Source organism: Clostridium sp. DJ247, from assembly GCF_014231265.1.
The window spans coordinates 1-14,348 of the sequence record NZ_JABAIW010000037.1 but is presented as its reverse complement, the minus strand read 5'-3'; the positions used below and the strand labels follow the sequence as shown (position 1 = coordinate 14,348).

Below are 14,348 nucleotides of genomic sequence, written 5' to 3'. Positions count from 1 at the left end.
AGTTTAATAATTAATATTTATGTAATACCTTAAAGATTTTAATGTATACTACGTATTGTTTAATTTATTAAACAAGTCTTGGAAAAAATGCAGTAATATAGTATAATACAAATAGTTTGAAGTTTTATCTACAAGTATACAAATATAAGCATACAAAAAATTGAACTAAATTTTAGGCAAATGCCTTAGAATTGGAGTTTTACTTTATTATAAATGCTTACTTTATTTGTATTATAATAATATTTTATAATAAAGCAATATTTGGAAAAATGGAGGGAAAGAAGATGAAAAAAAAGACACAAAAAGCTTTATCGGCTAGTACAATTGCTTCGCTATTAATAACAAGCTCAGCGGCAGTAACTAGCGTAAAAGCAGCTTCAGTAACACCACCGGAAAGTCCTAGACTATGGGGAGCTGACAGATATGAAACAGCAGCAAAGGTTTCTCAAACAGGATGGACAAGTGGATCTGACTATGCAGTAATAGCAAGTGGAGAAGGTTATGCAGATGCACTTTGTGCAGCACCGCTAGCAAAGGTAAATAATGCACCTATACTTTTAACTCAAAAGGATGTTCTAAATGCTGCTACTCTAGATGAGTTAAAGAGATTAAAAGTTAAACATGTATACATTATAGGTGGACAAGGAGTAGTATCTCAAGCTGTTGAAGATAAAATCAAAGCAGAAGTAACTACTGATATACAAAGATTAGGTGGACAAGACAGATATGACACATCAGTAAAAGTTGCACAAAAGCTTGGAACAACTACTAAAATAGTACTTGCTTCAGGAGAAGGTTATGCAGATGCTCTATCAGCTGCTCCGGTAGCGGCAATAGAAGGAATGCCAATACTTTTAACTCAAAGCGCTACATTATCACAACCAACAGCAGATTACATAAAGGCTAACAGTGGAATAACTAAAACCTATGTAATTGGAGGATACGCATCAGTAAGTGATGATACAATGAAAGCAGTACCAGGAGCAGAAAGATTTGGTGGAGCAGATAGATATGAAACAAATGCAAAAGTAATTAAAGGCTTTGCAGCAGACTTCAAGTTTAATAATGTATATCTTGCATTAGGAAACGGCCCAATTGGTAATGAATTTGCAGATGCTCTATCAGGTTCAGCAATAGCAGCTAAAAATAAAAATCCTCTAATAATAACAGGAAAGACATTAAGTGCTTCTACTGAAGACCTTATTAAAACAAAGTTAACATCTAGTACTACAATAACAATACTAGGTGGAACAGCAAATCTATCAGATGACTTTATAGCACAAATCAAAGATAGTTTACCAAAAGAATCATCAGGCGGATCAGGCGGATCAGGTGGCGGCACTTCTTCTAATGATGTAACAGGTTTTGTAGGAGATACGCTAAATTCCTATATAAAGAATAGTGCAAGCTTAAGCAAGTACTTCCCTGCAGATCCTAGTAATCCTGATGTTCTAGTTGGAAAGTATTTCAACGTGGATACTAGTGGTGATTCTATAGAAATAGGAGTTAAAAACTCAAATCTAGAATCAGTTAAGGACATATTTGATAAATCACAAGATTTAGATGTAGCTACTATAGAAGCTAGGTTAACTAATGTACAAAATAAAATTGAAGCAAATTCTGATTTAATATCAGTTAATGGAAAGACATTTACTGAATCTTTAGAACAGGTATCTGCTAAGTATCCACAGTATATAAATCCTAATGGAACTTTTAAGGTAGATTCAATAGCAGAAAGAATCAATGATAACACATTATCATATGATGAATTCAAAACAGTATTAAGTGATAGTATAGAAGCAAACTTCGATCCTTCTAAGGCTGTTCCAGTTGTTGAAATCAAAGGACTATATACTGTTACACAAATAGTTAAAGATGGAAACACTGTATTTGGAAGCAGTTTATCAAGAGAAGATAACATAAATAATTTATTAAATATACTTGATATGAGTGATTCAACTTTAGGAAACTACTCTTTCTATGATGAAAGTGACGTAGTTAAATTTAATATTAGTGAATTAAACTAGCTAACAGTAAGAACTCAGGAATTTTCCTGAGTTCTTTTAGTAAATAAACACCAATGTTGAATAATTTATGTATTAATGGTACAATAATAACTGCATGTGAAAAACTCCATAAAATAATATAGATTAAAGAGAGGTAAGATATGCTAAAGAAAAATAAAAAATTTACTGCATTACTGTTAGGTGTGTTTTTATGGACTTCAATAGTTAGTATAAATTCTTCAAAGGTTTTAGCAGCATCAAATAGATTTTGGGGACAAGACAGATATGAAACAGCTGCAGCTATTTCAAAACAAGGGTGGACAACTTCTGATTATGTAGTAGTTGCCAGCGGAGAAGGTTACGCAGATGCATTATGTGCAGCACCTTTGGCTAAGAAATATAATGCACCAATACTTTTAACATCAAGCAGTAAGCTTAATGGTAAAACTGTAGAAGAAATAAAAAGATTAAATGCTAAGCATGTTTTTATTATAGGTAAATATGCATCTGTTTCACAGCAGGCAGAAAATGAATTGAAAACTATCATAGGAGATATAAAACGTATCGGTGGTAATGACAGGTATGAAACTTCAGTGTTAGTGGCAAAAGAGCTAGGAGCTATTGAAAAGGTGGCAGTAACCTCAGGTTATGGTTTTGCAGATGCCTTATCTATTGCGCCTATAGCAGCTCAGGATAACATGCCTATCCTTTTAACAGGAAAGGATCAATTGCCAACAGCAATACAAAATTATATAAATGAAAATAAAGCTTCTATTAAAAGCTCTTATATAATAGGTGGCGAAGGGGTTATAAGTAATACTGCTGCACAACAGTTATCGTCATCATCTGTAAGATTAAGTGGAAAAGATAGATTTGAGACAAGCTTAAATATAATGAAATATTTTAAAGATAAGCTTAAGTTTGATAGTATATATGTGGTACAGGGGGATGGTCCTACAGGAAACGAGTTTGCAGATGCTCTATCAGGAGCAGCATTAGCAGTAAAAACATCTTCACCAGTGGTATTAACGTATAAAACACTATCACCTGCTATTGAAAGCTTTATAAAGGAAAATGCTAAAGCTACTGCAAATATTACAGCACTAGGAGGAACTGCGGCAGTACCAGATACTCTTGTGTCAAATCTTACACAGGCTCTATCTAGTAAAGTAATAAATGCTCCTGCAACACCAGCAGCTGGTGGCGGTGGAGGTAGTACTTCTGGTGGTGGAAGTGGTTCCTCAAGCGGTGGAGGATCATCAATTGATACTGAAGAGCTAAAGTCGGTATTAGATAAATTAAATTCAGTACAAGCTACTATAACTAATAAAAACGAAAAGGCAGTAGTTTCAAAAATTATTGATACTATAAACAAAGTTATAGCTAATTCAAACTATGATACTAAAGCAGATGCGGATGAAGTAGAATCTATGTATGACAAGTTATCATTAGCAGAACAGAATGATTTACAAATCAAGATTCTTTCAAAGATGAGTCCGAGTGAGGCATTAAAGCTAAAAGCTCAATTTGGCCTATAATAAATATAAAAGGCTATAGAGAAATCTATAGCCTTTAACATTGTATTTATATGTAAATTTAGGTTGTAATGATAAAAAAATGAAATCTTTATTTGTTTACAGAGTATGACATAAAATGATAAAATGGAAATTGTAAGATATATAAAGATTTAAGGAGGAGATTATAATGGCTGTAAAAAATAGAAAGATACTTAAGATAGTATTGAGTATATTGATACTTATCATTGTTTTCTGCAGTGTATTCTTATATTTGCTATCCTGGAACTCTTCCTATAAAGCATCTGAAGAAAAAGTATCAGTACAGTTAATAGGTAAAATCCAAAAGGCTAGGATAGATGGAACCGTACTTGAAATAAATAAGGATGAATTAAACGAAATAATAGATATGTACTTTAAAGGAGAAAAGACTGTAAGGGGAGTAAGTATAAAGGGAATTGATGGTGAAATTTTAAATAATAGTATAAAGGTATATATACCTTCCAGTTACAAAGGAATGAATTTCTTACTTACCTCTGAAGGTACTATTGCATATAAAGATAATAAAGTTATATACAAACCATTATACTTTAAAATTGGAAAGATTAATTTACCTCAAAATTTAGTTATAAATAAACTATCAACCTATATGAAAGGGACTATGGCCGTTAAAGATAACAGTATAGTAATTGACAGCAGTGCCTTTCCGTTAAAGATAAAATCATTAGAAGTTAAAAACAGTTCCATATATATTGGAATGGAGAAGCTAACAACTGATTTGGAAGCAAAGTTAAAATCTATAGTAAACAATATAAATGGCTCTATTGATAATTCTAAGCAAAAGGAAGAAACAAGAGACACAACAAACCAAAATAATTCAACACAAACTGAAACCAGTTCAAATAATACAAATTCTTCTGGTAGTTCAGCGCCTAAAAGTACAGCAGAAATGGACACAGCACTAAACAGAATAAGTGAAGGACTAAATAATGCTTCAGCATCCGTAAGTACGGGAGCACAAAAAGCAGTTATATCTGAAATGATATCTGTGATAAATAGTATGAAGGGTAATCCAAATGCAAACCCATACAACTATGCTGGCAGTGTGAGAGGGCAGTATAATAAGCTATCCTCACAAGAAAAAGCTCAGTTAAAGGCTGCAGTTTTTTCAAATATAAATGGTAGTGATATAACTATAGTAAGTAATATCCTAGGGAAATAATATATAAGTAGTTTTGTAAATAAATACCAAGGAGGAGTGTAATCAATGGGAGAAGAAATGACGCTAGATTTAAGAGACTTTTTCTATATACTAAAGAAGCGAGTAAAATTAATACTAATTATAACAATTGGGTGTACTTTAATATCTGGAATTCTAAGCTTTTTTGTAATTAAACCTACATATGAAGCAAAAACAAGTATTGTTATAGGAAAAGCCAATACTGGTGATAAAACTCAAAATAACTATAATGATATAATGATGTTTCAAAAACTTGTAAAAACCTATGCGCAAATAGGGCAATCTACAGCGGTTGCAGATAAGGCTGCGGCAAAATTAAATAACATAAACATAACATCAGGTAAGCTTAAAAGTATTGTTACAGTTACACCACAGGCAGATACACAAATAGTTGAATTTAAAGTACAAAATAATAATCCACAGGAAGCATATCTTATAATGAATGCTGTTACTGATGCTTTTATGCAGGAAGCTAAAAGAATATACCCAGATGGAAATGTACAAATAATGGATGGAGCTAAGGTGCCTCAAAAGCCTATAAAGCCTAAAAAAGCTTTAAATGTAGCTATAGCATTTTTCATTGGACTTATGGCATCTGTAGGACTTACCTTTGTACTTGAATACATGGATAGTACTATAAAGACAGAAGAAGATATAAATAAATATTTAGATATTCCTGTTATAGGAATAATACCTAAAAATGTAGAACAATAAAAAGGGGTGTTTTATATTTGGTTGATATACACAGTCATGTACTTCCAGGTATAGACGATGGTGCAGATGTAATAGAAAAAACACTAGAAATGCTTAAAATTGCTAGTGAAGATGGTACTAAAAACATAGTAGCAACACCTCACTTTTATACTGGATATTATGATAATAAATATGAGGATATATGTAAGCTTACAACTGAAGTTAACAATATAGCTCAGGAAAAAGGTATGGATATAAACATAATTTCTGGACAAGAAGTGTTTTTAGATAAGCATACCTTAGAATTTTATAATGAAGGTATTGTGGGTTGTATAGGGGAAACTAAGTATATGCTCATAGAGCTTTCTATGAAAGCTATACCAAAGGATGCATTAGATATGATATATGAGCTTAGGCTTCAAGGTATAAAACCTATAATTGCTCATCCAGAAAGATATAGTTATATAATTGAAAAACCTTCAACTATAAATGACTTTATAAATGAAGGCTGTTTATTTCAAATTAATACAGGAAGTATTAAAGGACTATTTGGAAAGACAGTAAAGAAAACAGCTGAAACTTTAATTCAGCATGGAATATGTAATTTTATAGCTTCTGACGCTCATACTATAAAAAGTCGCTGTCCAGGACTAAAGGAAGCTTTACACATAACAAAAAGTTTTAATAAGAAGCTATCAGAAGAAGTAATAGAAAATGGATACAAGCTTTTAAATAATGATTACATAAATATTAATGGTGAGAAAATAAAAGAGAAAAAAAGCTTTTTTAGTTTTTTCAAAAAATAATAGTAAAAACTAAAGCTAATTAAGATATAAATGGAGTGAACGTGATGGAAAAACCAGATCTTATAACCATAAAAAATCCTAAGTCTCCTATAGCTGAAGCCTATAGAACCTTAAGAACAAACATTCAGTTTTCATCCTTTGATAACAAGGTTCAAACTATAGTTGTAACAAGTTCAGGGCCAGGAGAAGGAAAATCCACTACTGCGGCCAATCTTGCAGTGGTTATGGCTGAAAGTGGAGCTAAAACTATTTTAATAGACTGTGACCAAAGAAAGCCAAGACTACATAAGGTATTTTCATTTACTAATAAAGTTGGTATTTCAGATTTGCTTGTAGGTAATGTAAAATTTGAGGATGCAGTTAAGCATACTGAAAATAAAGATTTAGATATTTTAACTTCTGGTACAAGACCACCAAACCCAGCGGAGCTTTTAGCTTCAGAAAAAATGAAACAGTTTGTAGAAGACTTAAGAGAAAAATATGATTGTATAGTAATTGATACACCACCAATAATAGCCGTAACAGATGCTCAGCTGCTTTCAAGATATGCAGATGGATGTCTTTTAGTAATTGCATCAGCACAGGCCGAAAGAGAAGCAGCAATAAGAGCTAAAGCGCTGTTAGAAAAGGTGGATGCTAAAATATTAGGGGTAGTGCTGAATAAGTTGGAGGTACATGAAAAAGGTTACTATGGATACTACTATAGTTATTACTATGGTGAAGATGGTGGCCAAATTAAAAATAAAAAGAAAAAATAGTTACAGTAATAGAGAAGCTTTAATTATAAGCTTCTTTAATTCTATCATAGATATATTGGAATATAAAGTTAATTGGTAAAAAAGTGGACAATTTCAAGTATAAAACCAAGGTGAAACTACTGGATTAAAAAAATATTTAATATTAAAGTTAATAGAAATAAAGTTAATATTAAATTAAGAAATGTTAAAAAATATTATTATGAATACCATTTCAATGCTTGTTAACCAGTGGTAATGGTATTATAATGGAAAATATGATGATTTAGGAAGGAGTGGAATTACCTTGGTGGAAGTTCGGAAAATTAGTATTATTAAAAAATACATACTAATAAGTTGTGGGAAAATATGACAGAAAAACAGGGTATGTTTTACATCTTTGGAATCTAAAAATTTACGATAAAGTACGGCTTAATAAATAATCTTTTAATAAAAAGCTTATTTATTAGTATTATTGTTACTAAAAGTACATACTAATATAGTATTCGAAAAATGTAACTAAAAAAACTAGGGTATTATTGTTTTATTTTTGAAATTTAAGAATTTACGAAAAAAGTACAGCGTAATATATAATCTTTTAGTAGAAAGTTTATATATTGGGATTATTGTTATTAAAAATAAATACTAATATAGTATTCGAAAAATGGAACAAAAAAACTAGGGTGTTGGTGTTTTATATTATATTTATTTAGTGATTAAATTAAATGATAGGAAATGTGTCAAATACAAGAAAGGGTGGAGCGCCTTGGTAGAAGTTCGGGATAAAAGTATGGAGTATGATGTTGAAAGTTTAAAAATTTACGAAAAAAGTACAGGCTATTATGTTGCAAAAAGAATCATAGATTTTTTGGGAGCATTGTTTGGAATTATCGTTTTAAGTCCTGTGATAGTAATAACGGCTATAGCTATTAAAATGGACTCTAAGGGGCCTGTGGTTTTTTTACAAAAGAGAGTAGGAAAAAACGGTACAACCTTCTATATGTATAAGTTTAGGTCTATGGTAACTGATGCAGAAGAAATATTACATAAACTTAAAGATAAAAATGAGATGACTGGTCCAATGTTTAAAATGAAAAATGATCCAAGAGTAACTAAAGTAGGAAGAGTTATAAGAAAGACAAGCATAGATGAGCTTCCTCAATTATTCAATGTATTGAAGGGTGAAATGTCCTTAGTAGGACCAAGACCTAATCTACCAAGGGAAGTAGCTAAGTTTAGTGACTATCATAAGTTAAAGCTTTTGGCAAAACCTGGTCTTACTTGTTACTGGCAGGTAATGGGGAGAAGCAGTATTGGTTTTGAAGAATGGATGGAGCTTGATATAAGGTACATAGAGGAAAGAAGCTTATGGGTGGACTTGAAGCTTATATTTAGGACAGTTGGAGTATTATTTGGAGATAAAAATGCTGCGTAGGAGTAATACTAACAAAATATATAGGAGTGATTGTTAATGAAGATTGTAGTGGCAGGAACAGGATATGTTGGGTTAGTTACAGGTGCATGTTTATCACATTTAGAACATAGTGTAACTTGCGTAGATACAAACGAAGAAAAGATAGAGCTAATGAAACAAGGTATATCGCCAATATATGAACCTGGATTAGATGAAATACTTAAAAAAAATTATGAAGAAGGTAGATTAGATTTTACAACTGATTATAAATCAGCATATAAAGATGCAGATGTAATTTTTATAGGTGTAGGTACTCCAGAAAGAGAAGATGGTTCGGCTAACCTAGATTATGTATATAATGTTGCAGAGCAAATAGCTGAAAATATAGAAAAAGATTGTTTGGTTGTTATTAAGTCAACAGTTCCAATAGGAACTAATGATAAAGTAGAAGAGTTTTTAAAGGAAAATTTAAAAAATGGTGTTCATATAGAAGTGGCTTCTAATCCAGAGTTCTTATCTCAAGGAACAGCGGTTAAAGATACTTTGTACGCTAATAGAATAGTAATTGGTGTTGAATCTAATAGAGCTAGAGATACTTTGAAAGAAGTATATGCAAGATTTAATCAACCTATAGTTGTAACTAATAGAAGAAGTGCTGAGATGATAAAATATGCATCCAATGACTTTTTAGCATTAAAAATATCATTCATGAATGAAATTGCCAACTTTTGCGAAATTGTTGGGGCGGATGTTGAAGATGTAGCAAAGGGAATGTCTTATGATCCAAGGATAGGGGACAAGTTCTTAAATGCAGGAATAGGATATGGAGGATCTTGTTTTCCAAAGGATACAAAGGCGCTACATTGGTTAGCTAATGATAACGGATATGAATTAAAAACTATAAAAGCAACAATAGAGGTAAATGAAAATCAAAAATATAAATTATTTAGAAAAGCTAAACAGAGATTTGGAAGTTTAAAAGGAATGAAAGTTGCAGTATTGGGGTTAACATTTAAACCAGGAACGGATGATTTAAGAGAAGCACCTTCAATACCGAATGTTAGAAGACTATTAGATGAAGGTGCAGAAATCGTGGCATATGATCCTGTAGGAGAAGAAAACTTTAAAAAACTATTTCCAACTGAAATTACATATGTAAGAACTCCAGAAGAAACTTTAAAAGATGCAGATGCAGCATTTATATTTACAGAATGGGATGAAATCAAGTCTTTAGATTTAAATATATACGAAGAATTAATGAATACTCCTATTATATTTGATGGAAGAAATTGTTATAAAATTAACGAAGTGGAAAAAAATAAAATAGAATATCATTCTGTTGGAAGAAAGGCTGTTTTAAGTTTGGAAGAAGATAGCAAAAGTGAAGTGGCAGCAACGATAAGATAGGATAATGTGTAAGGGGATTAGAAAATGAAACATGTATTTATTATAGGATCCAAAGGAATACCCGCAAAATATGGCGGATTTGAGACATTTGTTGAAAAACTAACAGAAGGACAGCAAAGTAAAGATATAAAATATCATGTTTCTTGTTTATCCAATAATTCTAAAGAATTTCAACATAATGGAGCTAGATGTTTCAATATTAGAGTACCTAATATTGGTCCAGCAAAAGCAGTTTATTATGATATAGTGGCCTTAAAAGAAAGTATTAAATATATAAAAGAAAATAATATAAAGAATTCTATAATATATGTTTTAGCATGTAGAATAGGACCATTTGTGGGACATTATAAAAAGAAGTTAAAAAAGTTAGGTGGAACTTTAATTGTTAATCCAGACGGACATGAATGGAAAAGAGCAAAATGGAATAAGGTTATAAGACAATATTGGAAAGTTTCAGAAAAATATATGGTTAAACATGCAGACCTATTAATATGTGATTCAAAAAATATAGAGAAATATATAAAAGAAGATTATAAACAATATAATCCAAAAACAGCATTTATAGCTTATGGAGCTGATACTGAAAAATCCAAGCTAACAGATGAGGATAGTACTTTACTTCAATGGTATAAAGAAAAAAATGTTAAGAAGAAAGAATATTATTTAGTGGTTGGTAGATTTGTTCCAGAGAATAACTATGAAACTATGATAACTGAATTTATGAAATCAAAAACAAATAAAGATTTTGTATTAATAACAAATGTAGAGAAAAATAAATTTTACGAGGAACTAAGAGAAAAGACAAACTTTGATAAAGATAAAAGAATAAAGTTTGTTGGAACAGTTTATAATCAAGAATTATTAAAAAAGATTAGAGAAAATGCATATGGATATTTTCATGGACATGAAGTAGGTGGGACTAATCCATCCCTACTAGAAGCTTTAGCAACTACTGATTTGAATATTCTACTTGATGTTGGATTTAATAGAGAAGTTGGAGAAAAAGGAGCTTTGTATTTCAATAAGAATGAGGGGAACTTATCAAATTTAATTAATGATTTAGATGGATATAAAAAAGAGTATATTTTAAATTACAGTCAAAATGCAAAGAAAAGAATTAGTGAAGAATATACTTGGAATAAAATAATTAATGATTATGAAAAACTATTTATGTTTAAGTATAAATAACAAAAAGAATGAGAAATAAAAACCTACTTAATAATTTATCTCATGTAACTATAAGTAATTTAGTTAAAATTAATGTAAAACCTTTTATAATAGTTTTTGGTAGCAGGAGGAAAAGATGAAAGTTAGCATAATTGTTCCAATATACAATGTCATGCAATATTTAGAACAATGTCTAGATAGTATATTATTAACAGATTTTCAGGACTATGAAATAATATGTGTTAATGATGGTAGCACAGATAAATCATTAGATATTTTAAATAGATATCATGAAAAATATAGAGAAAAAATTAAGATAATAAATAAAAAAAATGGTGGTCTTTCAGATGCGAGAAATGTTGGGATAGAAAATGCAAAAGGAAAATATATAGGATTTGTTGATTCTGATGATTGGATTAAAAGAGATATGTTTAAGAAGATGTACGAAGTAGCTGAAAGTGGAAATTTTGATATAGTAATATGTCCATATGTAGAAGTGTATGATAAATATAATAAAATTATTATGGATAAAGCAGATAAATATCAGCTATTACATGAACCGCCGGTATGGAATAAATTATTTAGAAGAGATTTATTCAATGAATATAATATAAGATTTTCTAAGAACCTTTGGTATGAAGATAATGAAGTAACATACAAAATGCTACTCGTAGCTAAAAAAGTAACTTTTATAAACGAACCAATGTATTATTATAGAAAGAATAGAAAAGGCTCTATCATGAATTCTCAAAAAAGTAATAAAATTTATGACATATATTTGATTGGAGATAAATTATATAATTTTCACAATCAATTAGAATATAGAAATTGTCAATTGATGCAAATAGAATATTTATTTATAAAAAATGTTTTTATGCGACAATTTAAAAAGATTATAAAATATGAGCTTCCTAAGTTATCCAGTGTAAAAACAATGCTCAAAAAACATTTAAATTATTTAAATGAAAAATTTCCTAATTGGATAAATAATAAATTATTCATAGAAGATTGTGAAGGTTACTTTAAAAACAAATTAGGGAAAAACTATATAAGAATAATAAAAATTGCTATTAAGATTATAAATTAAAAATGTTGAAGTGTATATAAACTTTAATAATTTAATTAGAGTTATATATAAGTAAAAAGGGGAAAATGATAATGAATATATTGGAAAATAAGAAAGCATTTGATAAAAGTAAAATCTTAATACTATTACCAAAAAAGAGTGCTCATTTTGTATATGATAAAATTTTAAAAACAGGAGTCAGAATTGATGAACCATATAAAAATTTTAAATACTTCCAACTGATTTTTAGATTTATTAGAAAAATATTTTTTGTACTCAATTTACCTTTTAAAGATATATGGTATGGAAAATGGAAGAGCGAACTAGAACAGTTTGATGCAATAATTTTATTTGATTTCTTTAATGTAGAAATTATAAATTATATAAATAAAAAAGCAAAAGGTAAAAAATTTATTTTTTGGTATTGGAATCCAGTTTCAAATTCATTAAACCCTAAATTAATACCTAAAAATTCATGTGAAAAGTGGTCTTTCGATAAAGAAGACTGTTTAAAGTATAATATGAAATATAATACTACCTTTTTCTTTAAGGATTATAAGTTAGATAATTCAGAAATTGAATATGATATATTTTTTATAGGAAAGGATAAAGGCAGGTTAACTAAATTATTAAATTTACAAAAGAAATTTGATAATTTAGGGTTAAATACATATTTTCATATTGTTAACGATAGAAATAATATTTATAATAAAAATTTTATTTATAAAAGCCCTATGGAATACGAAGAAGTATTAAAAAATATATCAAAAAGTAAAGCTATATTAGATGTTGTACAAGATAACCAAGAAGGTATCACTCTTAGAACTATGGAGGCAATTTTTTTCGAAAAAAAACTTATTACTACTAATAAAAATATAATCAATTATGATTTTTACCATAAAAATAATATTTTTATACTTGGAATTGATAATGTAAATTTATTGTGTAATTTCGTAAATTCTCCATATCATAAGATTAGTAAAGAAATAGTTTATAATTATGATTTTGAGCAATGGATTAATAGATTTTTTGTTGAATAGTCACATTATAGATAGTATTTTAAAATTTTGATAGTAAATTTATAATTTAGTTCTATGAATAAGGAGGAAAATGATGAATATTTTATTTGTGACTCATGAATCAGATTTAAATGGAGCAACACTGTCATTGCTTGGAATTATAGATATATTAAAAAAAAATAATAAAATATATGTTTTAACTAATAAAAAGTCAGGGAAACTTCAAAATGAATTAAGAAAAAGAAACATTAAAATCATTTATATGAAATATACATGGTGGATGATTGGTAAATCTAAAAATAATTTAAAGTGGTGGATAAAAAGAATAATATATTTTATAGTTTATTATTTAAATGTTATTAGTGCTCTAAAAATAAAAAAAGTAATAAATGAGAAAAAAATAAGTATAGTTCATACAAATAGTCTTGTTATAAATTTTGGTTCTATTATTAGTAAAATATGTAATATACCACATGTTTGGCATATAAGAGAATTCGGTAAGGAAGATCATAATTTAGAGTTTATACTTCCGAGAAAATATTCATTAGATTATATTTCAAAAAATAGTGAATATATAATAACTGTTTCAAAAGCTATATGTGAAAAGTATAAAAAAGATATAGATAATAATAAAATTTTAACAATATACAATGGAGTAAGTTTAAATAATTTGCAAATAAAAAATTTTAATAAAAATAAGTCTACTATAGACATTATAATATGTGGAAGTATATCTGAAGCAAAATGTCAAAGTGATGCCGTACTAGCAATTAGCGAAATTATAAAAAGAGGATATACTAACGTAAACTTAACAATAGCTGGAAGTGGAAAAAAAGAGAAAGTAGAATATCTTAAATTTCTTATTAATAAAAATAATTTGGATAAATATGTTAAATTATTGGGACAAGTTGATAATTTAGTAGAAGTAAGAGAAAATATGGATATAGAATTAGTATGTTCGAAATGCGAAGCTTTTGGAAGAGTTACAATTGAGGCAATGATGAGCATGATACCTGTTATAGGAGCTAATACAGGGGGAACTACTGAACTTATAAAAGATGGATATAATGGGGTTTTATATAAGCAAGGAGACTACATTGATTTAGCAAATAAGATAGAAAAATTAATAAATAATAAGAAACTAATAAAATGGATGTCTATAAATGCGTATAACTTTTCTAAAGTTTTTACTGCAGAAGCAAATGCAAATAATATTTATAATATATATAGAAAAGCAATTCAAAACTTTAATACAAAGTAATGGCTATAGATACTATGTGAT

12 protein-coding genes are annotated in these 14,348 nt (G+C 28.9%); all 12 read left to right on the top strand.

Going from position 1 to position 14,348, the window contains the following annotated elements; genetic code table 11:
• The first annotated feature begins 284 nt into the window (after nucleotides 1-284).
• The 12 genes from HGI79_RS14825 (at nucleotide 285) to HGI79_RS14770 (ending at nucleotide 14,327) form a co-directional block, all read left to right on the top strand.
• Entirely contained in the window at nucleotides 285-2,027 is a 1,743-nt protein-coding gene (locus HGI79_RS14825) for a cell wall-binding repeat-containing protein (RefSeq protein WP_185651476.1), read from the top strand.
• 140 nt (nucleotides 2,028-2,167) lie between these two features.
• Nucleotides 2,168-3,544 carry a cell wall-binding repeat-containing protein gene (locus tag HGI79_RS14820; protein WP_185651475.1) on the top strand — a complete coding sequence of 459 codons (1,377 nt, stop codon included), beginning with the start codon at nucleotides 2,168-2,170 and terminating at the stop codon, nucleotides 3,542-3,544.
• A 166-nt stretch (nucleotides 3,545-3,710) separates the two neighbouring features.
• Nucleotides 3,711-4,742 (top strand): hypothetical protein, encoded by a 1,032-nt coding sequence (locus tag HGI79_RS14815; protein ID WP_185651474.1) that lies wholly within the window; start codon nucleotides 3,711-3,713, stop codon nucleotides 4,740-4,742.
• Nucleotides 4,743-4,787: 45 nt separating this feature from the next.
• Nucleotides 4,788-5,474, top strand: coding sequence for a YveK family protein (locus HGI79_RS14810; RefSeq protein WP_185651473.1), 687 nt, complete (start codon nucleotides 4,788-4,790; stop codon nucleotides 5,472-5,474).
• Nucleotides 5,475-5,491: 17 nt separating this feature from the next.
• Complete coding sequence (locus HGI79_RS14805; protein WP_185651472.1) at nucleotides 5,492-6,259, top strand: tyrosine-protein phosphatase; 768 nt, start codon at nucleotides 5,492-5,494, stop codon at nucleotides 6,257-6,259.
• A gap of 44 nt (nucleotides 6,260-6,303) precedes the next feature.
• Nucleotides 6,304-7,017: a CpsD/CapB family tyrosine-protein kinase gene (locus HGI79_RS14800; protein WP_185651471.1), complete on the top strand. Its 714-nt coding sequence runs from the start codon at nucleotides 6,304-6,306 to the stop codon at nucleotides 7,015-7,017.
• A 766-nt stretch (nucleotides 7,018-7,783) separates the two neighbouring features.
• Nucleotides 7,784-8,428, top strand: coding sequence for a sugar transferase (locus HGI79_RS14795; RefSeq protein WP_185651499.1), 645 nt, complete (start codon nucleotides 7,784-7,786; stop codon nucleotides 8,426-8,428).
• Nucleotides 8,429-8,464: 36 nt separating this feature from the next.
• A complete protein-coding gene (locus HGI79_RS14790; RefSeq protein WP_185651470.1) occupies nucleotides 8,465-9,814 on the top strand; it encodes a UDP-glucose/GDP-mannose dehydrogenase family protein in 1,350 nt (449 codons plus the stop codon).
• A gap of 24 nt (nucleotides 9,815-9,838) precedes the next feature.
• Nucleotides 9,839-11,002, top strand: a complete 1,164-nt coding sequence (gene cps2T / locus HGI79_RS14785) for a beta 1-4 rhamnosyltransferase Cps2T (RefSeq protein ID WP_185651469.1) — start codon at nucleotides 9,839-9,841, stop codon at nucleotides 11,000-11,002.
• Between the two features lie 115 nt (nucleotides 11,003-11,117).
• Entirely contained in the window at nucleotides 11,118-12,068 is a 951-nt protein-coding gene (locus HGI79_RS14780) for a glycosyltransferase (protein ID WP_185651468.1), read from the top strand.
• A 71-nt stretch (nucleotides 12,069-12,139) separates the two neighbouring features.
• Complete coding sequence (locus HGI79_RS14775; protein WP_185651467.1) at nucleotides 12,140-13,087, top strand: hypothetical protein; 948 nt, start codon at nucleotides 12,140-12,142, stop codon at nucleotides 13,085-13,087.
• Nucleotides 13,088-13,160: 73 nt separating this feature from the next.
• The gene (locus HGI79_RS14770) at nucleotides 13,161-14,327 is read left to right on the top strand and encodes a glycosyltransferase family 4 protein (RefSeq protein ID WP_185651466.1); all 1,167 of its coding nucleotides are present in this window, start codon (nucleotides 13,161-13,163) and stop codon (nucleotides 14,325-14,327) included.
• Nucleotides 14,328-14,348: the final 21 nt, after the last annotated feature.

Coding starts and splice junctions, on each gene's coding strand:
- HGI79_RS14825 (WP_185651476.1), top strand. CDS start 285: ATGAAAAAAAAGACACAAAAAGCTTTATCGGCTAGTACAATTGCTTCG.
- HGI79_RS14820 (WP_185651475.1), top strand. CDS start 2,168: ATGCTAAAGAAAAATAAAAAATTTACTGCATTACTGTTAGGTGTGTTT.
- HGI79_RS14815 (WP_185651474.1), top strand. CDS start 3,711: ATGGCTGTAAAAAATAGAAAGATACTTAAGATAGTATTGAGTATATTG.
- HGI79_RS14810 (WP_185651473.1), top strand. CDS start 4,788: ATGGGAGAAGAAATGACGCTAGATTTAAGAGACTTTTTCTATATACTA.
- HGI79_RS14800 (WP_185651471.1), top strand. CDS start 6,304: ATGGAAAAACCAGATCTTATAACCATAAAAAATCCTAAGTCTCCTATA.
- HGI79_RS14795 (WP_185651499.1), top strand. CDS start 7,784: ATGGAGTATGATGTTGAAAGTTTAAAAATTTACGAAAAAAGTACAGGC.
- HGI79_RS14790 (WP_185651470.1), top strand. CDS start 8,465: ATGAAGATTGTAGTGGCAGGAACAGGATATGTTGGGTTAGTTACAGGT.
- cps2T (WP_185651469.1), top strand. CDS start 9,839: ATGAAACATGTATTTATTATAGGATCCAAAGGAATACCCGCAAAATAT.
- HGI79_RS14780 (WP_185651468.1), top strand. CDS start 11,118: ATGAAAGTTAGCATAATTGTTCCAATATACAATGTCATGCAATATTTA.
- HGI79_RS14775 (WP_185651467.1), top strand. CDS start 12,140: ATGAATATATTGGAAAATAAGAAAGCATTTGATAAAAGTAAAATCTTA.
- HGI79_RS14770 (WP_185651466.1), top strand. CDS start 13,161: ATGAATATTTTATTTGTGACTCATGAATCAGATTTAAATGGAGCAACA.